The sequence below is a fragment of the Microbacterium sp. APC 3901 genome, from assembly GCF_030407765.1.
Lineage (GTDB): Bacteria > Actinomycetota > Actinomycetes > Actinomycetales > Microbacteriaceae > Microbacterium.
In genome coordinates this window covers 60,523-81,613 of sequence record NZ_JASDCU010000008.1, presented here as the reverse complement: position 1 = coordinate 81,613, position 21,091 = coordinate 60,523, and the positions used below count along the sequence as shown (strand labels likewise).

The 21,091-nt window shown below is 67.4% G+C and carries 20 protein-coding genes; 8 read left to right on the top strand and 12 right to left on the bottom strand.

The genetic code is table 11. The features are described 5' to 3' along the window. Window positions 1-13: 13 nt before the first annotated feature. On the bottom strand, window positions 14-3,556 hold the full coding sequence (smc, locus tag QMA07_RS09085; RefSeq protein ID WP_290161253.1) for a chromosome segregation protein SMC: 3,543 nt from the start codon (window positions 3,554-3,556) through the stop codon (window positions 14-16). Between the two features lie 547 nt (window positions 3,557-4,103). Between smc and QMA07_RS09080 the strand changes: the two genes are divergently transcribed. The 5 genes from QMA07_RS09080 to QMA07_RS09060 all read left to right on the top strand — a co-directional run bounded on the left by QMA07_RS09080 (window position 4,104) and on the right by QMA07_RS09060 (window position 8,664). Then, entirely contained in the window at window positions 4,104-4,382 is a 279-nt protein-coding gene (locus QMA07_RS09080) for a hypothetical protein (RefSeq protein WP_290161252.1), read from the top strand. 13 nt (window positions 4,383-4,395) lie between these two features. Continuing rightward, entirely contained in the window at window positions 4,396-5,484 is a 1,089-nt protein-coding gene (locus QMA07_RS09075) for a GNAT family N-acetyltransferase (RefSeq protein WP_290161251.1), read from the top strand. After that, the gene (locus tag QMA07_RS09070) at window positions 5,481-6,560 is read left to right on the top strand and encodes a GNAT family N-acetyltransferase (RefSeq protein ID WP_290161250.1); all 1,080 of its coding nucleotides are present in this window, start codon (window positions 5,481-5,483) and stop codon (window positions 6,558-6,560) included. The genes QMA07_RS09075 and QMA07_RS09070 overlap by 4 nt, the downstream gene beginning before the upstream one ends. An 89-nt stretch (window positions 6,561-6,649) precedes the next feature. Continuing rightward, window positions 6,650-7,345 carry an ABC transporter ATP-binding protein gene (locus QMA07_RS09065; protein ID WP_290161249.1) on the top strand — a complete coding sequence of 232 codons (696 nt, stop codon included), beginning with the start codon at window positions 6,650-6,652 and terminating at the stop codon, window positions 7,343-7,345. Beyond that, the gene (locus QMA07_RS09060; RefSeq protein ID WP_290161248.1) at window positions 7,342-8,664 is read left to right on the top strand and encodes a permease; all 1,323 of its coding nucleotides are present in this window, start codon (window positions 7,342-7,344) and stop codon (window positions 8,662-8,664) included. The genes QMA07_RS09065 and QMA07_RS09060 overlap by 4 nt, the downstream gene beginning before the upstream one ends. Window positions 8,665-8,667: 3 nt before the next feature. Here the strand turns inward: QMA07_RS09060 and mutM are convergent, their stop codons facing one another. The 8 genes from mutM to QMA07_RS09020 form a co-directional block, all read right to left on the bottom strand. Continuing rightward, window positions 8,668-9,531, bottom strand: coding sequence for a bifunctional DNA-formamidopyrimidine glycosylase/DNA-(apurinic or apyrimidinic site) lyase (mutM, locus tag QMA07_RS09055; RefSeq protein ID WP_290161247.1), 864 nt, complete (start codon window positions 9,529-9,531; stop codon window positions 8,668-8,670). Next, entirely contained in the window at window positions 9,524-10,216 is a 693-nt protein-coding gene (rnc, locus tag QMA07_RS09050; protein ID WP_290161246.1) for a ribonuclease III, read from the bottom strand. The genes mutM and rnc overlap by 8 nt, the downstream gene beginning before the upstream one ends. A gap of 17 nt (window positions 10,217-10,233) precedes the next feature. After that, entirely contained in the window at window positions 10,234-10,443 is a 210-nt protein-coding gene (rpmF, locus tag QMA07_RS09045; RefSeq protein WP_042541694.1) for a 50S ribosomal protein L32, read from the bottom strand. A 2-nt stretch (window positions 10,444-10,445) separates the two neighbouring features. Continuing rightward, a complete protein-coding gene (locus QMA07_RS09040; RefSeq protein ID WP_290161351.1) occupies window positions 10,446-10,994 on the bottom strand; it encodes a DUF177 domain-containing protein in 549 nt (182 codons plus the stop codon). Between the two features lie 83 nt (window positions 10,995-11,077). Next, window positions 11,078-11,575, bottom strand: coding sequence for a pantetheine-phosphate adenylyltransferase (gene coaD / locus QMA07_RS09035; protein ID WP_290161245.1), 498 nt, complete (start codon window positions 11,573-11,575; stop codon window positions 11,078-11,080). A 29-nt stretch (window positions 11,576-11,604) separates the two neighbouring features. Then, window positions 11,605-13,779 carry an ATP-dependent DNA helicase RecG gene (locus QMA07_RS09030; RefSeq protein WP_290161244.1) on the bottom strand — a complete coding sequence of 725 codons (2,175 nt, stop codon included), beginning with the start codon at window positions 13,777-13,779 and terminating at the stop codon, window positions 11,605-11,607. Between the two features lie 35 nt (window positions 13,780-13,814). Next, entirely contained in the window at window positions 13,815-15,044 is a 1,230-nt protein-coding gene (locus QMA07_RS09025; protein ID WP_290161243.1) for a serine hydrolase, read from the bottom strand. 20 nt (window positions 15,045-15,064) lie between these two features. After that, window positions 15,065-16,618: a biotin carboxylase gene (locus QMA07_RS09020; protein WP_290161242.1), complete on the bottom strand. Its 1,554-nt coding sequence runs from the start codon at window positions 16,616-16,618 to the stop codon at window positions 15,065-15,067. A 16-nt stretch (window positions 16,619-16,634) separates the two neighbouring features. Here QMA07_RS09020 and QMA07_RS09015 point away from each other — a divergent pair, with 16 nt between their 5' ends. Then, window positions 16,635-16,859: a hypothetical protein gene (locus tag QMA07_RS09015; RefSeq protein WP_290161241.1), complete on the top strand. Its 225-nt coding sequence runs from the start codon at window positions 16,635-16,637 to the stop codon at window positions 16,857-16,859. 4 nt (window positions 16,860-16,863) lie between these two features. Next, on the top strand, window positions 16,864-17,466 hold the full coding sequence (gene rsmD, locus QMA07_RS09010; protein ID WP_290161240.1) for a 16S rRNA (guanine(966)-N(2))-methyltransferase RsmD: 603 nt from the start codon (window positions 16,864-16,866) through the stop codon (window positions 17,464-17,466). Here the strand turns inward: rsmD and thiL are convergent. After that, window positions 17,436-18,431 carry a thiamine-phosphate kinase gene (thiL, locus tag QMA07_RS09005; RefSeq protein ID WP_290161239.1) on the bottom strand — a complete coding sequence of 332 codons (996 nt, stop codon included), beginning with the start codon at window positions 18,429-18,431 and terminating at the stop codon, window positions 17,436-17,438. The genes rsmD and thiL overlap by 31 nt on opposite strands. Window positions 18,432-18,454: 23 nt before the next feature. Here thiL and QMA07_RS09000 point away from each other — a divergent pair, with 23 nt between their 5' ends. Beyond that, the gene (locus QMA07_RS09000; protein WP_290161238.1) at window positions 18,455-18,961 is read left to right on the top strand and encodes a DUF3515 family protein; all 507 of its coding nucleotides are present in this window, start codon (window positions 18,455-18,457) and stop codon (window positions 18,959-18,961) included. A gap of 15 nt (window positions 18,962-18,976) precedes the next feature. Here the strand turns inward: QMA07_RS09000 and QMA07_RS08995 are convergent, their stop codons facing one another. Next, on the bottom strand, window positions 18,977-20,065 hold the full coding sequence (locus QMA07_RS08995; RefSeq protein WP_290161237.1) for a D-alanine--D-alanine ligase family protein: 1,089 nt from the start codon (window positions 20,063-20,065) through the stop codon (window positions 18,977-18,979). Then, entirely contained in the window at window positions 19,971-21,086 is a 1,116-nt protein-coding gene (locus QMA07_RS08990) for an NAD(P)H-dependent glycerol-3-phosphate dehydrogenase (RefSeq protein ID WP_290161350.1), read from the bottom strand. The genes QMA07_RS08995 and QMA07_RS08990 overlap by 95 nt, the downstream gene beginning before the upstream one ends. Window positions 21,087-21,091 lie beyond the last annotated feature (5 nt).

The following is a 21,091-nucleotide window of genomic DNA, read 5'->3' as shown; positions in this document are numbered from 1 at the left end:
ACGGGTAGCGCCGTCAGCCGGCCGCCGCGCGGTCGCCCACGCGCTGTCCCACGACTGCCGACACGCCGTCCTGCCGCATCGAGACCCCGTAGAGCGCATCGGCGATCTCCATGGTGCGCTTCTGATGCGTGATGACGAGCAGTTGCGAGCTCTCCCGAAGCTGCTCGAACACGGTGAGCAGGCGGCCGAGGTTGGCGTCGTCGAGCGCCGCCTCGACCTCGTCGAGGATGTAGAACGGGCTCGGACGGGCTTTGAAGATCGCGACCAGCAGAGCGACTGCGGCGAGGGAGCGCTCACCGCCGGAGAGCAGAGACAGCCTCTCGATCTTCTTCCCCACCGGACGCACCGAGACCTCGATGCCCGTCGTGAGCATGTTCTCAGGATCCGTGAGCGAGATGCTTCCGGACCCCCCGGGGAACAGCAGCGGGAACACCTCGCCGAACGCGACTCTCGTGTCTTCGAACGCGCTCGCGAAGATCGTCTGCATCCGCTCGTCGAGGTCGGCGATGATCGTCAGCAGATCCTGGCGCGTCTGCGTCAGGTCTGCGAGTTGCTCGGTGAGGAATGCGTGACGCTGCTCGAGCGCCGCGAACTCTTCGAGCGCCAGCGGGTTCACTCGTCCGAGCTGAGCGAGCTTGCGTTCGGCTTCGGCGAGCCGACGCTGCTGGATCCGCCGATCGAACGGAACAGCCGTGTCATCGAGCGTCTCATCCGCAGCGTGCCCGACTCCAGGATCGCGGGGAACCAGCTGTTCAGGTCCATATTCCGCAATGAGAATATCTTCGTCGAGCGCGAGTTCCGACGCGACGCGCTCGAGCAGGCTGTTGAGGTGCAGTTTCTTCTCATGGATCTGCAGCTCGAGGCCGTGCACGCTCTCAGTGAGCCCCGCGAGCCTCTCACGCAGGGATGTCTCCTGCACGCGAAGTGCAGTGAGCTCCTGGTTCTGCGCCGATCGCGTGGCCTCCGCCTCGGCCAGTGCGACGCGCGCCTCGGTGACAGATCGATCGATCGAGTCGAGGATCCGCGGAAGCTCCTGCGCCACTGCGGATGCTGCTTCCCGTTGCGCGCGGCGGATGACCGCCCGGCGCGCAGCCTCGGCCGCGGCGTCTCGCTCCTGCTCGCGTTGCCGTTCGAGCCCGGCGACGCGCGCCTGCGCAGCGCGCACACGCTCTCGCAGCGTCTCTATCTCCAGCCGTGCTCGGATTTCACCCTCGCGGGCCATCTCGAGTGCTTCGAGCAGACCGTCTCGCGCTGAGGCATCGAGCACGGGCCGGGGGGCGGCGATCGCCGCGTCCAGTTCGGCCTTCGCCGCTTCGGCCTTCGTCTCCGCGTCGTGCACGGCGCTCTGCGCCTGTGCGAGCCCGGCCTCGAGCCGCTCGCACTCGGCGACCGCCGACTCGTGGGTGACCGTGATGCGGTTCACTTGCTCCGCATGGGTGGCCAGTGCGGCATCATGCTCGCGCAAGGCTCGAAGCGCATCCTTCGCCTGGCGACGGGAAGTCTCGACGGCCTCGTTCGCGTCTTCGCGAGCCTCACGCAGCGAATCGACGATGACCTGCACCTCTGCCAGGCGCTCGTTCGCCGCATCGCGTTCGGCGGCGAGTTCGAGACGCGAGCGCTCGCCCCCGGATCCTGTTCGAAGAGTCTGCGCCGTGATCACATCGCCGGCCGTCGTGACGATCGTGGTGGTCGTGTCGCCCGCGACGTCGAGCGCGGCTCTCGCACCACGCGCTGCGTCGAGACTGTCGGCGATGACGACGTGCGACAGGATTCCGAGCACGCCATCCGGAGCCGTGACCGTGTCGACAGCCGGCGTCACCCCTTCGAGCGCGGGCAGCTCGATCGACGGATGCGCGGCGTCCGACGCCACGAAATCCACCACTCCCCTGCGATGGTCCGACGCTTCACGTGCCAGCTCGAATGCGTCGGACGCCCTCTCGACGAGAACGCCTTCGGTCAGCGGCCCCAGCACGGCGGCGATCGCAGCCTCGAACCCGTTCCGGACCTGCACGGAGTCGCCCACGAGGCCGCGAACACCTGCGCCACCCGCCTTCACGATCTCGGCGGCGCCCCCTGAGATCGCGAGCGCGCTTCCGAGCGCTGCGGCCTTGGCTGTGAGCGCATCGACCTCGCGCTCTGCCGCGTGCAGACGCTCGCGGAGAGCCTCCCGCTCGGCCTCGGCCCCCGTAGCCGCACGCTGCGCACTCTCGTATGCCGCGGAGTGTTCTGCCGCCGTGCCCTCGGGCGCCTCCGCATCTTCGATCGACTCAAGGGCGTCAGCTGCGTCGCGGCGGCGTGCGTTCGCCGCCTGGAGCGCGTTCTCCTGACGCAACACCGCACCGCGCACCGCAGCGAGGGCTGATGCGGCCGCATCGGCCGTTCCTCGCAGCGAGCTGAGCCGCATGTCGTACTCCGACACGAGCGCGCTCTGCTCGGCGATGTCGACGTCGAGGGTGTCGAGCTCCGCCCGCGCGTGCACCACCTCGCGGCTCGCCACGGTCGCTGCGTCCTGCGCGTCGCCGAGGCCCGCGGCGATCTCGGAGATCTCGTCCTTCGCCTCGTCGATCGTGCTCTGTGTGACCGTGACGGTCGTCACCGCCGCATCGTCCTCTTCCGAGCCGAGCAGCGCGAGTCGCTGATTGGCGAGCGTGTACAACCCGCGCATCCGCTCCTGCACCTGCTCGAGACCGAACGCCACGCTTCTCGCCCGATCCACCGCTACCGAGTTCTGATCCTGCTCGAGTCGCGCGATGCTCCCCCGCACCGCCTCGGCCTGATCCGACAGTACGAGTCGCTCGGTGTGCCGTTCGTGCTCGGTGCGCGTGTGATCGGCCAGCGCCGTGCGCAGAGCCACGACGTCGTCCGCGTAGATGCGGGCCTTGGCGTCGCGCACGACCGCGGCGATCGTCTGAGCTTCCCGGGCGATCTCGGCCTGCCTGCCCAGCGGTTTGAGCTGGCGTCGGATCTCGCCCGCGAGGTCGCTCAGACGGGTGAGGTTGGTCTCCATCGCGTCGAGCTTGCGGAGGGTCTTCTCCTTGCGACGGCGATGCTTGAGGATGCCGGCGGCTTCTTCGATGAAACCTCGCCGATCCTCCGGCGACGCTTGGAGCACTGTGTCCAGGCGCCCCTGACCCACGATGACGTGCATCTCGCGCCCCAGACCGGAATCGCTGAGGAGTTCCTGCAGATCGAGCAGACGACAGTTCTCGCCGTTGATCGCGTACTCGCTGGCACCGTTGCGGAACAGCGTCCGGCTGATCGTGACCTCGGCGAATTCGATCGGCAGAGCGCCGTCGCTGTTGTCGATCGTGAGCTGCACCTCGGCGCGACCGAGCGGCCCTCTCGTCGAGGTGCCGGCGAAGATGACGTCCTCCATCTTTCCGCCGCGCAGAGTCTTCGCTCCCTGCTCGCCCATGACCCAGGCGAGGGCGTCGACCACATTGGACTTTCCCGATCCGTTGGGACCCACGATGCAGGTGACGCCCGGTTCGAAGACGAAGCTGGTCGGCTGCGCGAAGGACTTGAACCCCTTGAGGGTCAGGCTCTTCAGATGCATGCGCGTACCGCGCTTCGGGGGTGAATCACGCCCATACGCTACCGGAATGGCGGCTCAGAACGGGCATCCCGCGCGGTGGCAGACTGAACCGGAATCAGGCGCGACACGCCGAACCACGCCGGAGATGCTTGACGGACACGCCCGGGTTTCGCTACCGTAACCCCCGGATCGCCACACGAAAGGAGGTTACCGATGATCACTCAGCTCACTGCTCAGGCCACTGGCCTCGCCGCGCCATTCGCGCCGCGCCTTGCGCACTCGGTAACCGCCGGCGTCCGTCGAAGCGCGCTCTCGTAGAACCGCAGCCCGAGAACTCTGCTCCGAATCACCCATCGGTCTCCGATCGATGACGGGGTTTCTCGCTCGCGTTTCTCCGCGCCCCACCCTCTGATCCACCACGGATCACCGTTCTCCGCCGACCTCGGCGATCGCCTTTCGGCGTGCCGAGCTCTCGACTCCCGTCGCGCACCGTCGGCCGTCTTCACGGCGCCCTGCGATCGCGCGCTCCCACTCACTGGACACCACCACCCATCTCGAAGGAATCACCGTGAACACCACGCTGTATCGCAGCATCCCCCACCCTCCGGATACCGAGGACCAGCAGGTCCTTCACATCCCCGCACCCGATGAGCTGCGGCGCCTGGCGCTGGCAGATCGTCTCTCGCTCCGGATCGGCCTGTGGCTGCTCCAGCGGGCTCAACGCCCTCGCCCGGCGCGCCGCGTCACCGCCCTCGAGGCGGACGCGCTGCTTCTCGATCGCCGGAACCGCACCGACAGCGAGACGTATGCCCTGCTCACGTACGACCTGCAGCGTCAGCTGCGCTGACCTGGAGATCACCATGAGCATTCCGCTCACCGCAGATGCGTCGCTGCATCCGCTCGTGCTGCCGGCACGGGCGGATGCAGCCGACGCGGCCGAGTTCCGCGAGCTCGCCCGTGTCCGCAACGCCGTCTATCGCGAACTCACCGGCCGCACCGAACAGGACCTCACGCCGGAGGCGCTGCTTCCGATCCTGCGCTCCCGCAAAGAGCGCACGACCGCGGTGTGGACCGTACGCGTCGGTGAAGAGATGGTGGGACGCACGGTCATCGACGTCCCGCACGAGGAGGGCTCGCGCGTGGCCATCGCGGCGATCGAGCTCCACCCACGGGTCTGGGGTCGAGGAATCGGTACCGCGATCCTGCCGCACGTCGAAGCCTTCGCGAGACTGCACGACCGCATGGTCATCCAGAACTGGACGGAGCAGCCGGCGAGTGAGGGGCCCCGGCTCGAGGCGCGGACCGGATTCGGCAGCGTGCCCGACGATCACGTCGCGCGATTCCTCATCCGCCACGGGTTCAGCCTCGAGCAGGTCTACCGGGTGAGTCGACTCGAAGTGAATGCCGAGACGGTTCGTCGCGCCGAGGAGCTTCGCGACGACGCACGCGCGTCGTCTCAGGACTATCGCGTGATCCGGTGGATGCTGCCGACGCCCGCCGAGCATGTCGACGGCTACGCCTGGCTGAAGTCGCGCATGTCGACCGATGCCCCGTCTGCCGATCTCGAGACGGACGAGGAGGTCTGGGATGCAGAGCGCCTGATCGAGTCCGAGAGACGCGTGGCGGAGATGGGCCAGATCATCCAGGTCACGGTCGCGCAGCACGTCGCAACCGGCGAGCTGGCTGCGTTCACCGAGCTCCGCATCGGACCGGATCCGAGTGCGACCACCCATCAGCACGACACTCTGGTGCTAAAGGAGCATCGCGGCCATCGGCTGGGTCAGCTCGTGAAGTGCGACGCCCTCCTGTCATGGACGGGCGTCGCACCGGGTTCCCGCGACGTGATCACCTACAACGCCGAGGAGAACCGGCCGATGCTCTCCATCAACGAGGCGATGGGCTTCACGGCCATCGCCTATGAAGGAGCCTGGAAGAAGGAACTGTCATGACGACCACCACACTGACCATCGATCCCCTGATCGTTCCTGACGCGCTCGACGCCGCGGACGGCGCGGACTTCCGCGCCTACGGTCAGCTGAACCGCCAGATCTGCGACGAGATGGTCGGCCTGCCGGACATCGCGCCCGATGCCGCGCAGTTGCTCGCGTCGTGGCAGGACTCCACCGACACTCTGCAGACCGGATTCGTGGCCAGGCACGGCGACGAGATCGTGGGCATGATCACGCTCGCGTATGCCCAGGAGGCGGATGCGAAGGCGGCAGAGGCGGACCTTCTCGTGCCCGAGAAGCACTGGGGACTCGGTGTCGAGGATGCCCTTCTGACGCTCGCAGAGTCGGAGGCTCGCGCCCATGGCCGGTCTCTGGTGCAGATCTGGACGCTGCACAGGCCGATCGAGTCCGAACGGATGATCTCCCCGCGGACGGGGTGGGGTCGAATCCCGGCGATCCCGCTGTCAGACGCGCTCGAAGCCCGCGGGTACGACTTCGAACAGGTCGAACGCAACAGCGAGCTCGATCTGCGGTCGGACCCCGCCGCGCTCCGCGCCGCTCTGGAATCCGCGCAGGCGGCCGCAGGAGACGACTATCGGGTGCTTCGGTGGATGGCTCCGACGCCACCCGAGTACCGGCACGGCTATGCAGCGATCCTCGTTCGTCTGTCGACCGATGCGCCGAGCGGCGAGATGGACTTCGTCGCCGAGGAGTGGGACGCGGAACGCGTGGTGCGCAGAGAGCGGCGGCTCACCGGAGCCGGCCAGGCCCTGTCGATCGTCGCGGTGCAGCACACGCCGAGCGGCGACATCGTGGCATACAACGAGCTGCTCGTCGGAGCGGACCGGACGGGGGTCACGCATCAGCTCGGCACGCTGGTGTCGCGCGAGCATCGAGGGCATCGGCTGGGCACCGTCGTCAAGTGCGCGAACCTCTTGCACTGGCGAGAGATCATGCCGCTCTCGCCGGCGGTCTCCACGTTCAACGCCGAGGAGAACCGGCCGATGCTGAGCATCAACGAGGCGATCGGGTTCGTGCCGGTCTCCTACGCCGGAGCGTGGCAGAAGCGGATCTGACCGAGATCATCCGAGCGGTGTACGGGGACGCGAGCGGATCATCCGCCTGGGCGATGCAGCACTCCCGGTCTGGTCGCGAGGCTGGAGGCATGAACGACTCCGTCCTCGAAGCACGCTCTCTGACCAAGTCTTACGGCACCACCCGCGCACTCGCCGGGGTGGATCTCTCGATTCACCGCGGCGAGTCCGTGGCGATCATGGGTGCCTCCGGATCGGGCAAGACGACTCTCCTCCATGTGCTCGCCGGCATCGTCACTCCGGATTCCGGCACGGTGACGTTCCAGCCGTCGACCGGGCACGCCGTGGAACTCGCCGGGCTCGGTGAGTCCGCGCGTTCCCGACTGCGCAGGGAGAAGTTCGGGTTCGTCTTCCAGCAGGGTCTCCTCATCCCCGAGCTCACCGCCGTCGAGAACGTGGCGCTCGCATCGATGATCAACGGGGTGAAGAGAGCGGATGCCACGTCCCATGCGGCATCCTGGCTCGCCGCGCTGGGGCTCGCCGGAATGGAGGACCGCCGCATCGGGGAGCTCTCCGGCGGGCAGGCGCAGCGCGTCGCGATCGCACGGGCCCAGGCGACCGGCGCGGATCTCGTGTTCGCCGACGAACCGACCGGAGCGCTCGACTCGCACACCTCGCAGGATGTGATGAACGCTCTGCTCTGGTCGACGACCGGGCAAGGGCGGACCCTCCTCGTCGTCACCCACGACGCCGACGTCGCCGCCAGATGCTCGCGCGTCGTGGCGGTTCGCGACGGACGGATCGTGTCGTCGGCGGTGTCCGCATGAACGTCCGCATTCTGGCCCTCCTCCTGCGACCGGCGAAGGGCGAGAACGCCGTCCTGGTGCTTCCCGTGGTCGCCTTCGGCGTCGTCACCGCTCTCGTGCTGACCGTCGTAGGAGGAGCGCAGTCGTTCTGGACCTGGACCGACGACTACGCGCCGGTCTACCAGGCGTTGGCGGCGATCGCTCTGGTTCTCTTGATCGTGCCGCTGATGAACCTCGGCGGGGCGGCGGCGCGACTCTCGGCCCGTCGACGCGACGAGCGGCTCTCTACCCTGCGCCTTCTCGGCGTGACTCCGATGGGTGTCAGCGTCGCCACCGTGATCGAATCCGTGCTCGTCGCGGCCGCAGGTGCCGTCGCCGGCGTGGTCGTCCATCTGGCGACCGCGCCCCTCGTCGGACTCATCCCCTTCCGCGGCACGGTTCTCGGCGCCGACGCCGTGATGCTGTCTCCGCTCAGCGTCCTCGTGGTCGTGGCAGGAGTCCTTCTCGTGGCGGCCGGAAGCGCCGTGCTGGGTCTCCGACGCGTGATCGTCTCACCGCTCGGGGTGCGCCTGCGGACGACGGCTTCGACCGTGCACTGGTTCCGTGCGATCATCGGCACCTCGGTGCTCGCTCTGGTCTTCGTCCTCGTCAAGATCTTCCCGTCCGTCGCGGGGCTCGCGCTGACGATCGCCGTTCTGGCTGCCCTGTTCGCCGTGGCGCTCGCCGTGCTCAATGTGATCGGGCCGTGGGTCCTCAAGGCAGCCGCATCGCGTCAGCTGCGCAGGGCTGAACGAGCCGACCGGCTGCTCGCTGCCCGCCTGGTCTTGGACTCTCCCAAGGCCGCATGGCGCCAGGTGAGCGGCATAGCGATGGCGAGCTTCATGGCCGTGTTCGCCGGGACCGGCGTCTCACTGATGAACGTGATGAACAGCGGCGACGCGACGACTGCTGATGCGGCACTAGCCGTGGACATGCGCACCGGCCTCGTCATCACGCTGGTCGCCTCGTTCCTGATGGTCGCAGCGTCCGTCGGGGTGAATCAGGCCGCCTCCGTGCTCGATCAGCGCGAACTGCACCGGAGTCTGCACCGTCTCGGGATGCCCTTCGACACCGTCGACAGCGCGCGTCGCCGCGCGATCATGTCGCCCCTGCTCATCACCGCGACCGGATCGGCCATCTGCGCAGCAGTGCTCGTGTTCCCCCTGCTCGGGATCGCGCTGATCACCGCCCCCGAGTCGTTGCTGACGATCGGCGCCGTCCTCGCGGTGGGAATCGGCATCGTGTGGGTGAGCACGCGTGCGACCCGCCCGCTGCTCGCGCGATCGTTCGAGGTCGCCTGAGCCTCAGCGCCGACGCTGGCAGCGGGGGCAGAAATGGCTCGATCGGTTCATGAACGCCTGTCGGCGGATCAGAGTGCCGCACCGAGGGCACGGCTGCCCGCCTCGACCGTACGCGTTCAGAGAATGCGCGAAGTACCCGGCCTGTCCGTTCACGTTGACGTACTGAGCGTCGAAGCTCGTGCCGCCCTCGGCCAGCGCCTTGGCGAGCACCACCCGGATCTCAGCGAGGAGACGGCCGATCGCGGATGTCGACAGCGCACTCGCGAGAGTCTCGGGGTGGATGCGCGCCGCCCACAGCGCCTCGTCTGCGTAGATGTTGCCCACACCGCTGATGACCTGCTGGTCGAGCAGCACTCGCTTGATCGCGCTGCCCCGCCTGACGAGCGCGCGCATGAGGACGCCGTCGTCGAAGAGGGGGTCGAGGGGATCCCGCGCGATGTGCACGACCTGTGTGGGGATCATAGTCGGCCCGTCCGCCACGAGACGGTCGACCGCCAGCGACCCGAACGTCCTCTGATCGGCGAACACGATCGCGAGTTCGCCGTGCTGCGGGTGCTCGATGCCGATGCGAATGCGCTCGTGGCGTTCCGCCTCGGCATCCGGGGTGCGGAGCAGCATCTGCCCGCTCATTCCGAGGTGAGCGATCAAGGCGGAATCATCGGCGTCGAGCGGAAGCCAGAGGAACTTCCCCCGCCGCTCGGCGGCCGTGAATGTGCGACCCTCAAGACGCGAGACGAAGTCGGAGGAACCTGCAGCATGGCGCGTCAGAGCGCGCTCATCGAACACGCTCACACCCGTGATGACGGAGCCGACCGCGGCCGGAGCGAGACCTGCTCGCACCACCTCGACTTCGGGAAGCTCAGGCACGCTCGTTGAGGAAGCGCCACGCGCTGAGCGCAGCCGCCATCTCTGCGGTCTTCTTGCTGCTGCCCTTGCCGGTCATCGCCACATCGCCGACGCTCACGGTCGCGAGGAAGCGACGATCATGGTCTGGACCGCTGGCCTCCACCGAATACTGGGGCGGCGTGGCACCCACGCGCGCAGCCAGCTCCTGAAGACTGGTCTTCGGGTCCATGGCAGCACCATAGCGCTCCGGGTCGGCGAGGAGAGGCTCGGTCAGACGGAGCACGAGCTGGGTCGCCGCTTCAGGACCCGCCGACAGATACGTCGCGCCGATCACGGCTTCCATCGTGTCGGCGAGGATCGAATCCTTGTCGCGTCCTCCGGTCTGCTCTTCACCCCGACCGAGCAGCAGATGGCTGCCCAGATCGATGGCTCTCGCCACCTCGGCGAGTGCGACGGTTGAGACGACACTCGCACGCCGTTTGGCGAGTTCACCCTCATCGAGCCCCGGATGGGTCGTGAAGAGCATCACCGTGACGGCCTGACCGAGGACGGAGTCGCCGAGGAACTCGAGACGCTCGTTGTGAGGGATGCCGCCATGCTCGTACGCATACGAACGATGGGTGAGCGCCAACTCCAGAAGCTCCGCGTCGATATCGACGCGGAGCTTCTCTGGGAGAGGCCTCGTCCCCCCAGGGACTTCAGTCACAGTAGTGAAGTCGCGACTCAGACGTCGGCGACCTTGCGACCCTTGTACTCGAGGAAGAGCTCGGTGCCCTGCGAGTCGGTGACGACCTTCGCCTGGTGCGGACGGCTGTAGACCGTCTTGCCGTTCTCGACGGTCTTGACGAGAGCGATGGGCGCCGCCTTCCACTGCGCGCGGCGCGAGCGGGTGTTCGAACGGGATACCTTGCGCTTCGGGGGGTTACCAGCCATGACTAGCTCTCTTCTTTCTCGGCGGCACGAGATTCTTCCGTGCCGTCTTGGTCTGTGATGTTCTGGAGCGCGCTCCACCGAGGATCGATGGGAGCCGCCTGCTCCTTGTCGGTGCTCGCCGTCAGCCTCTCGCCCGTCTCCGGGTCGAGCCCAGGGCAATCCGGCTGACACACCGGCTGAAATGGAAGCGCCAATACGGCCGCATCCCTGACTAGAGTTTCAAGATCCACGTGGTCGTCTTGAACCTCGAAGTCAGTTTCTTCCTCACCAGGATACGCGAAAAGCTCCTGGAACTCGACTTCGACGGGCCGAGTGATGTCGATGAGGCAGCGACCGCATACTCCGGAGTAGTCTCCATCGACGATTCCCGAGACCAGAATGCCCTCGTGGACCGACTCCAGACGCACGTCCAGGTCGAGTTCGGAACCGGCCTCGTACGACACGATCCCCTCTCCCCACGCATCCTTCAGGGTCACCGAGAACTCATGTTCGCGCATCTCTCCGGGTTTGCGGACGATGTCGCGGACAGGGAGGACGAAAGGACCACTCATTCGGGAACGCACCCAGCAATGGTACCGGCTACACGCGGCGGGAGGCTGGCTTCGGGCTGAGCGCGGCGCTCGATGGCGCGGACTCAGATGCCGCGAGACCCGGTGTCGAGGAACGCGGCGACCGCTGGAGGCACGAAAGGCGACACATCACCGCCGAGCCCTGCCACCTGTCGCACGAGAGAGCTGGATACGAGAGCATGCGCCGGGTCGGGCAGCAGGAAGACCGTCTCGATGTCGGCGAGGTGCCGGTTGACGATCGCCATCGGCGATTCGTAGGCGACGTCGATCTGGGAGCGGATCCCCTTGACCAGCACCCCGGCGCCCACGTCACGCGCGTAGTCGACCAGAAGTCCCATGCTCCACGATCCGACGACGACGTTGCCGTCCATGCCCTCGTCGGCGATGGACTGCTCGATGAGCGACAGACGAGCCGCGATCGGAAGCATCGCCTCCTTGCCGGGATTGTGTACGACGAGCACGTGCAGCTCGTCATACAGCTTGGCGGCCCGACGGATGACGTCGAGGTGGCCCAGGGTCGGCGGGTCGAAGGAACCCGGGACGACGGCGATCCGACTGCTCATGCACCCAGCCTAGGGCACGGGTGACGGGGTCAGTTCTTCGCCAGGGCCGCGCGATCGTCGTCGCTGACGCGTCGCTCGATGGCGGATCTGAGACCGGGGTTCACCTCGAGACCGGGGTCGGCTGCGAGGATCGCTTCGGCGAGCTCGCGCGCTCTGACGATGAGACCGGAGTCCTTGACCACGCGCAACAGCTTCAAGGACGACCGCACGCCCGCCTGTGCGGCACCGAGCACGTCGCCTTCACCGCGCAGCTCGAGGTCGACCTCGGCGAGGGCGAAACCGTCGAGGGTCGCGGCGACCGCGTCGACCCGCTCGCGCGCCACCGAACCGGCCTCCGCCTCGGTCACGAGAAGACACAGCCCCGGAACGCCGCCTCGACCCACGCGACCCCTCAGCTGATGCAGCTGGGAGACGCCGAAGCGGTCGGCATCGAGGACGATCATCGTCGAGGCGTTGGGCACATCGACGCCGACCTCGATCACGGTCGTCGCCAGCAGCAGGTCGATCTCGCCGCGGGCGAAGGCCTGCATGACCGCATCCTTCTCGTCCGACGGCATGCGCCCGTGCAGCACCGCTCGTCGGAGAGCACCGAGCTTCGGGTGCGTCGCCAGCGCCTCGTCGAGCTGCACCACACCCCAGCGTGGACCGGACGCCCCTTCGGGCGGGAGCAGTGCAGGCTCCCCCGCCTCGGCCGTCTTCTTCGTGGTGTCGATCGCGGCACACACCGCGAAGACCTGACGCCCCTGGGCGATCTCCTCGGCGGCGCGCTCCCAGACGCGGTTGAACCACCCAGGATGCTCGGCGAGGGGGGCGACGAACGACTCGATTCCTGCGCGTCCCTTCGGCATCGTGCGGATCACCGAAGTGTCGAGGTCTCCGAAGACCGTCATGGCGACGGTGCGAGGGATGGGCGTGGCGGTGAGGACGAGCGCGTGCGGGCTGGAGCCCTTGGCGCGGAGCGCCTCACGCTGCTCGACTCCGAACCGATGCTGCTCATCGACCACCACGAGCCCGAGATCTGCGAAGGTCGTCTTCTCGCCGAGCAGCGCGTGGGTGCCGACGACGATCAGTGCCTGCCCGGAGGCCACCCGCAGCGCAGCCTTGCGCCGTGCCGCAGCCGGCATCTGCCCGGTGAGCAGCGTGGGCATCACGAGCGGGGCCAGCTCAGGTCCGAGCATCTTCGATATCGACCGCAGGTGCTGGCCGGCCAAGACCTCGGTCGGCGCGATGAGCGCCGCCTGGCCACCGGACTCGGCGACCTGGAGCATCGCACGCAGGGCGACGAGCGTCTTGCCGGAGCCGACCTCCCCCTGCACGAGCCGGTTCATCGGCCAGGAGCCGACCAGGTCTTTAGCGACCTGCTCGCCGACGGTCTGCTGATCGGGGGTGAGGTCGTAGGGCAACGAGGCGTCGAACCGCTCGAGCAGTCCTCCGGGCTTCGCTGCCCGCGCCGTGGCCGAGAGCGACCGCACCGCGTCACGCTGCTGAAGAAGCGCAGTCTGCAGCGTGAGCGCCTCATGCATCCGCAACGTGCGGACCGCAGGATCGATGTCATTGCGGGTCTTCGGTCGATGGATCTGCTCGAGCGCCTCTCTCGCGGTCAGAAGCTCCTCACGTTTCCGCACATCCGCGGGGAGAGGCTCGGGCACGTCACCGAGACCGTCGAGCACTCGGGCTATGAACTTCGCGATCTGCCAGGTCTGCAGCGTCGACGTCGCGGGGTAGATCGGGATCAGTACGGCTGCTCGGGCGTCCGCGCGCCGCCTGGCGGCATCCTCGTCGTCGAAGAGCTCGTACTCCGGATGCGCGAACTGCGTCATCCCGTTGAACTCGCCGACCTTGCCCGAGAAGACGCCTCGACGACCGACAGCGAGGTCCTCGGACCGCCACTTGGCCGCACCGAGATTCTTCGCGAAGAACGTGAGCGACATCTTGCCGATGCCGTCGCCGATCACGACATCGACCATCGCGCCCCGTCGGTTGCGCATCGCCCTGGCGCTCGACGACAGCACCTCGGCGACGATCGTCACTGTCTCGCCGAGCGGCAGCTCGCGGATGGGCGTCAGCTCACCGGGGTCGGCGTAGCGTCGAGGATAGTGCGAGACGAGATCGCCGACCGTCTTCATGCTGAACGCCCGATCGAGAGACTTCGCCGGAGTCGTGCCCAACGCCTCTTCCAGCGATGAATCCAGCGTGAGCGACATGAATCGACCCTATCGGCGCCGTCCGACATCGCAGATCACACGAGCGCTCGCGAGACCGCGTCGAACGCCCGTATCGTCCAGAGGAGCTTCTCTCCGTCCTGCGGGCTCGGCCAGCTCGACAGCTTGGCCGCCACCACGCCGGCGGCGCGGTTGATGTAGATCATCTGTCCGTGGATGCCCAGCGCGAGCATGATCTCCGAACCCTCGTAAGGGAACCAGAAGCCGTTGCGGTACATGCCACCGGGCATCAGGGTCGGCTCAGGCGCGTTGGCGAAGGCGATTCGAGAGTCGATTCCCCCCTGATATGTGTCGGCGATCCATGCCTGCGGGAGCACCTGTCTGCCGTCGAGGGCGGCACCGTCTCGCAGGTACAGCGATCCGAAGCGGGCGAGATCGCGGAGCGCAGCGCACACACCACCGTCGAACATTCCGGCACCGACCGAGTCGATGCCGACATACGCTCCGAACTCCGCACCCATCTCCTGCCACAGGCGGCGCGACATCACATCGGCGGCATGCGCACCGGTCGCGCCCTCGATCACGAAGGCGAGGGCGTCCGTCTCGCACGATTTGTACTCGAAGCGACCTCCGTGGTCGTGCTCGATGCGCAGGCTCGCCAGCAGCTCGATCAGGGTTCCCGGAACCGCGCTGCTCCGACGCGGCGCCCAGCCGATCGCCTGCTCGAGAAGCCGAACCTCCGCGTCCGGATCCAGATAGTCCTCAGAGAATCGCACGCCGGAGCGCATATCGAGCAGATGGCGCACGGTGGCGCCGTCGTACCCCGATCCTGCGAGTGCGGGAACGTACGCCGTCACCGCAGCATCAGGGTCGAGAATGCCGTCGCCGATGAGGATTCCTGCCGTCGTGGTCGTCAATGACTTGCTCACCGACATGAGCAGATGCGGTGTCGCCGGCGCCATCGTGTTGAAGTACCGTTCGCCGATCACGGCGCCGTGTCGCGTCACCACCCAGCCGTCGGTGTGGCTCATCGCCATCACCTCGTCGAATGATGCCGATCGAGACTCCCACGGATGCTCGACCGGCACCGGACCGAGGTCGGCCGGCACCGCAGACATCGGCGTGACACGAGACCCGCGCGCGATCGGATGCACGGGGAGGAAGTCGGCGATGTGCTGCATCGACCATTCGAGGTACGGAGCGCGCTGCCACGCCTCGAGGGGCGGTGGAACGGCGACCGGTGCGACGCCTGCAAGGGAGGGGCTCGCAGTGGCGAATTCGGGAACGGCGTCAGCGTCAGAAGTCATCGTGGCGAGTCTCGCACAGATCATCCCTTGGATCCGGCCAGTTCGGCGACCTCGACGACCGCGGCGGGTGGCAACGGTGTCGCGGCGTACATCGCCCTCACCGAGTCGATCAGATGCTTCGCGCGGATGGTGAGTTCGCCTGCAGAAGTCTGCAGGCGCCCTTTGGTGACCAGGACGCCGAGATCCGCACCTTTCCAGCGATAGTCCCCCGGACCGTAGATCCGCAGGTAGAACGCCTCCGACTCGCTGTGCAGAAGGTGCCAGTCGAGATCGCCCTGAGAGAAGACGAGGCGCCCCTGCAGGTCGTAGACGTACCGCCCGGTCGGCGGAGCGATGTCGATGTGCTCCACCGAGTCCACGGTGTGCTTTATGACCATGTGGCTCCAGACGTCCGCTGCCGCCAGCTCTTCCCAGCGTTCGTTGACCTCATCGACGTCGATTGTGAAATCCACCCCGGCGAACTCGAGCAGGTGGAACACGAAGAGCGGCACGTCGGCGTAGGCGCCGGCAGTCACGTTCGTGATGGCGGACGCACCCGAGATCCGAGGGTTCAGTTCGCCGAGATAGACCTCCCCAGTATCGGTGTCAAGAAGCACATCGACCTCGAAGAAGCCTCGATAACCCTCTTCGCCGAGTCGATCGCCGAGTCGTCGGACCAACTGTGTCGCGCTGTGGCGGGCCTGCGCATCCAGCACGTCAGGGAACATCTCGTTGCCGGACCAACCTCCACGGTACGGAGTGAGCGCAGCGTGCCCCGTGATCTCGGTCATGAAGGGTCCGACGATCGTGCCGTGCCTCGTGAGCACGGCTTCGACCGCGATCGGGCGGTTGTTGATCCGCTTCATGACCTTGATCTCGACACCGCACACGTCATCTGCGATCTTCTCGAACCCTGCCGCGTCGCCGACGAAGAACGTGGTCTTGCCGGAGTCGCCATAGGCCGTCTGGATCACAAGGTCTGTGCCGAGTCCCGCCTTCTCCGCCTGAGCGACCACCTCATCCCAGGTGTCGACCGTCGTGATGAAGTTCGGCACACTCGCGACCCCGACGGACTCCGCGATCCGCGTGGTCACCATCTTCGAATCGAGGTGCTCCCTCAGCCGCGCCGGCGGGAGGATCAGCTCGAAGCCGAGCTCCTCGCAGATCGCCTCGGTCTGCTCGTCGAAGAAGACCATCGCGATCTGGGGCCGCTCGCCGTACGGTGTCAGTCGCGCGATGTGGGCCCGGACCTCATGATTGCTCAGCAGCCAGTTGTTGATCTCCTCACCGCTCTGGAAGTCGACGTAGGGCTTGTCGACCGGACTGAACACCCTCGGGTGGGTTCCCTGCCAGCTGTCGTAGTACGCGATGTATGAGAATCCGCGCACCCAGCGGTCGAGACCGAGCAGATTGAATGCGGATGCCCCGACGAAGAACACCGGGCGCCGGTTGGTGCGGAAGAAGTGGCGGATCTCCGACATGTTCCGCAGCGCGTGCGTGATCTCCGGTGCCGCGGAATCGAGCAGCTGCTCCTCGGCATCCAGCGTCGGCGCGGATGTCGGCAACGGCCCCGTCGTGAGATCGAGCGCAGGCACCGAATCCCTCTTCGTCGTGCTCTTGGGGCTGCTCGATGATGACGCGCGGGACGTCGTGCGCGTGGCAGGGTTCTTTCTCGGTGACGCCATGGCGTTCCTCCTCGATCGGGGCATTGTTGAGATCCGGATCGGGGGTGCGATGATCATTTCAGCTCGGTCGAACGAGGGCAATCCCGAGCTCGCGCTTTATTTCGGAGAGCCCCGCACCGGCATGTCAGGCGCCGCAGCTGTCGTATCGTGAACGGGTGACGAGGATCATCGCCGGAAAGGCACGCGGCGCGCGGCTCGACGTGCCCCACGCGGGAACACGACCCACCAGCGACCGCGTACGGGAGTCGCTCTTCGGAGCGCTCGAGTCCGCCGACGCGATCGTCGGAGCCCGGGTGCTCGATCTCTACGCCGGTTCGGGTGCGCTGGGATTGGAGACGCTCAGCCGTGGCGCGGCCAGCGCCGATCTCGTCGAACACGGCCGCGAGGCCGCCGCAGTCGTCCGCCGCAACGCCGCCACCGTCGCGAAGGCCGGCGCGTCCGGCGCAAAGGTTCACCAGAGCACGGTCCGGTCGTTCCTTTCGCGAGCTTCCGGCCCGTACGACCTCGTCTTCTCAGACCCGCCGTACGACCTCGACGACGACGCGATGACCGCGGACCTCATCGCACTCGCGCCGTGCCTCGCCCCCGATGCCCTCGTGATCATCGAACGTGCGCGGCGCTCGACGCCTCCCGATCTCCGCGCTGCCGGCCTGCAGCTGATCCGCGAGAGGGCGTACGGAGACACCGCGATCTGGTGGGCCGAGCCCGTTCTCGCGTCCGAGACGCCTCAGCCCGAGGTCGAATCCCAGTCGCGGTAGGGGTCCCAGCCGCTCACGTCGGCGGGTGCGTCGTCGACCAGTAGATCGTCGTCACCCTGCGGGATCACAGCCCCGATGGTGCGAAACCCCGACGGCAGCATCCCCGGAGGGAATGTGGCGAGCAAGGCGTGATCCTCGCCGCCGGCGAGAGCACGCTGCGGAGAGTCGCCGAGGGCTGCGCCGTCGAGGGCGATCGTGACGGCCGAGGCCGCCGCCATCCGCCGCGCATCGAGCGCGAGGCCGTCCGAGATGTCCATCATCGCGGTGGCTCCGGCCGTGGCGGCGAAAGGTCCGAGGCCGATCGGCGGCGACGGGCGCAGCTGCGCCGCGAGCGCCGCGCTCTCACCCCGTCCGAGCACGGACGGGTCGACAGCGATCGGTGTGTCACCGTCACGGAACCTGCCGAAGAGCACGGCGAGTCCGTGGGCGGCGTGGCCGAGCTCCCCCGCCACGGCGACCACATCGCCGACCCGCGCACCCGAGCGGGTCACAGGCGCCCGACCCTCGAGATCGCCGAGGGCTGTGACTGCCACAGTGAGGACGTCGGAGACGGTGAGGTCGCCACCGACGACTGCGCAGCCGGGCGCGAGAGCCGCGCACGCCTCGCGCAATCCGTCTGCGAGCTGTTCGACGAACGACAGTCTCAGATCGCGTGGAACCGCCAGCGCGACGAGCAGCGCGGTCGGTCGCGCACCCATCGCGGCGACGTCGGCGAGGTTCACCGCCGCAGCCTTCCACCCGAGGTCATAGCCCGACGACCACGCGAGCCGGAAGTCAGGACCGTGCACCAGTGTGTCGGTCGTCGCGACCACGGATCCGGACGGAGTCGCGATCACGGCCGCGTCGTCACCGGGTCCGATGATCGCGTGACTCGCCTGCGAAGTCCTCGCCAGGATGGCTCGCAGTATCTCCCCCTCCGAGAGATCGCCGAGGGTCGGATCATCGTCGCGAGGTCGGGAGGACATGCAGTCAAAGGTAGCCTGGATGCATGCCCCGTTCTCGTCGTCTCGCCGTCACCGCGGGGTCTCTGGCCCTCGTCGCGGCGCTCTCCGGATGCTCGACCACGATCCATCTCGAGCCTGCCGACGACGCGAACGATCCGGCATGCGCGGAGGTGTCCGTGCTGCTCCCGGACGCCGTCGGCGATCTGGACCGTGTGTGGACCGATGCCCAAGCGACCGGCGCCTGGGGTGACCCGACGGTCGTGCTGCGCTGCGGCGTCGAGCCGCCGGCGCCGTCGACCGAGGTCTGCACCACGATCGGAAGCGTCGACTGGCTCGTGCTCGACCAGGAGGAGGAACGCCAGCGGCTGGTGACCTACGGTCGCGATCCCGCCGTCGAGGTGATCATCCGACGCGGTGAGGAGATCGACTTCCGCACGGTGGTCGAGAGTCTCTCGACGAGCATCCAGTCCGGCCTCGAACCGGCGACGGCTCGGTGCACGGACCGGGTGCCCACCGAGGATTCCCCTGACGGAGGATCCGCCGAAGGCTGACCGGACGCCGTCCGATCAGTGGCGCAGGCCTGCTTCGATCAGCTCGGAGATCAGGTCGCCGTAGCTGAGTCCTGATGCCACCCAGCACTTCGGGAACATCGAGATCGGCGTGAATCCGGGCATCGTGTTGAGCTCGTTGACGACGAGCTCGCCGGAAGGCGTGACGAAGAAGTCGACGCGGGCCAGTCCCTTGCCGTCCACCGCCTCGAAGACCCGGACCGCGGTCTCGCGGAGCCGCTCGATCAACGACTCGTCGACGTCCGCGGGGCATACGATCTCGACACCGTCACCGCCGAGGTACTTGCCCTCGAAGTCGTAGAAGCTGCGTGAGGTGAGCACGACCTCTCCGGGCAGCGATGCGCGTGCCCGCTCGCCGGGGCGCCCGGCGAGAACGCCCACCTCGATCTCACGCCCGACGACCTGCGTCTCGACGAGAACCTTGCCGTCTTCGGCGAACGCGATCTCCATCGCGGCATCGAGGCCGTCCCCGTGGTCGACGCGAGACACACCGACGCTCGACCCGGCACTCGCCGGCTTGACGAAGACCACGTCGCCCAGCGCAGCGATCCGCTCGCGGACGATCGCCGGATCGTCCTGCCACTCATTCCTTCGCACCGTGATGCCGGGCGATACAGCGATGCCCGCGGACGTGAGTGCCAGTTTCGTGAAGTGCTTGTCCAGCGAGACCGCGGAATCGAGGATACCGCAGCCCGCGTAGGGCATGTCGATGACCTCGAAGAACCCCTGGATGGCTCCGTCTTCGCCGTGCAGTCCATGCAGAAGCGGCAGCACGACGTCGACATGACCGAGTGATTCACTGGTCCCATCCGGGCGCACGACGCGCAACGTCCGGTCGCCGCCGGGCTCGGGCCACAGCACCCTGGTGCCGTTGTCGGCTACCTCGGGCAGATGCGCTGCATCCAGCGGGAATTTGGAAGGGTCGTCGTCTTCGAGGACGAAGGCCCCCTCGCGGGTGATCCCGACGGGGATCACCGCGTAGCGATCGCGATCAATCGCGCCCAGCACTCCGCCCGCCGTTGCGGAACTGATCGAATGCTCGCTGGAGCGCCCTCCGAAGAGCACCACCACCGTCTGCTTGTCCATGGTTGGTCCTCTCACCCTGCGGGGTGTCGTCGTCCGTCGTCAGGTGGGGTGCGATGTCGCGCGGGTTCATCTTGCCGTCGAGCACCATCTTCACCTGCTCGACGATGGGCATGTGCACATCGGACTCGCGCGCGAGCTGCAGCACCGGCGCGACGGACGCGAGGCCCTCGGCAGTCTGCTGCATCTGCTTGACGACGTCCTGGAAGCTGTATCCCTGGCCGAGCAGGCGCCCGGCCGTGTTGTTGCGGCTCAGCGGAGACTGGCACGTCGCGATGAGGTCTCCCAGGCCGGCGAGCCCCTGAAGCGTCTCGGGGTGCGCGCCGTTCGCGACAGCGAAGTCGGTCATCTCGACGAGTCCGCGCGTGATGATCGACGCCTTGGTGTTCTCGCCGTACCCGACGCCGTCGACGATGCCGATCGCCACCGCGATGAGGTTCTTCAGCACTCCCCCGAACTCCGTGCCGATCACATCGGTGTTCACGAAAGTCCGGAAGTACGAGTTGCGTGCCGCGCGGGCGACCTCCTCGGCCGTCTCCTGGCTGCGCGAGGAGATCACGGCGGCCGTCGGCTGCTCACGGGCGATCTCGAGCGCGAGGTTCGGGCCGGAGGCGACGGCGATGCGATCGGGATCGCACCGCAGCTCCTGCTCGATGACCTGGCTCATCCTGAGACCCGTCGTTCGCTCGACGCCCTTCATCAGGCTGACGATCTTCGCGTCGTTGTCCGACAGCAGCGGTCGCAACGCCTTGAGGTTCTCGCGCAGCGACTGGCTCGGCACCGAGAGGTACACCTGGTCGACATCACGCAGTGCGATCGCCAGCTCGTGCGTCGCCGCCATCGTGCGCGGCAGGTTGATGCCGGGCAGATAGCGCGAGTTGCGCTTGGCCTCGTCGATCTCGTGCGCGAGTTCGGCACGGCGAGCCCACATCGTGACCTGCGCACCGCCGTCGGCGAGGATCTTCCCGAACGTGGTGCCCCAGCTGCCTGCGCCGATGACGGCGACCCGGGGGCCGGCGGGCATGTTGC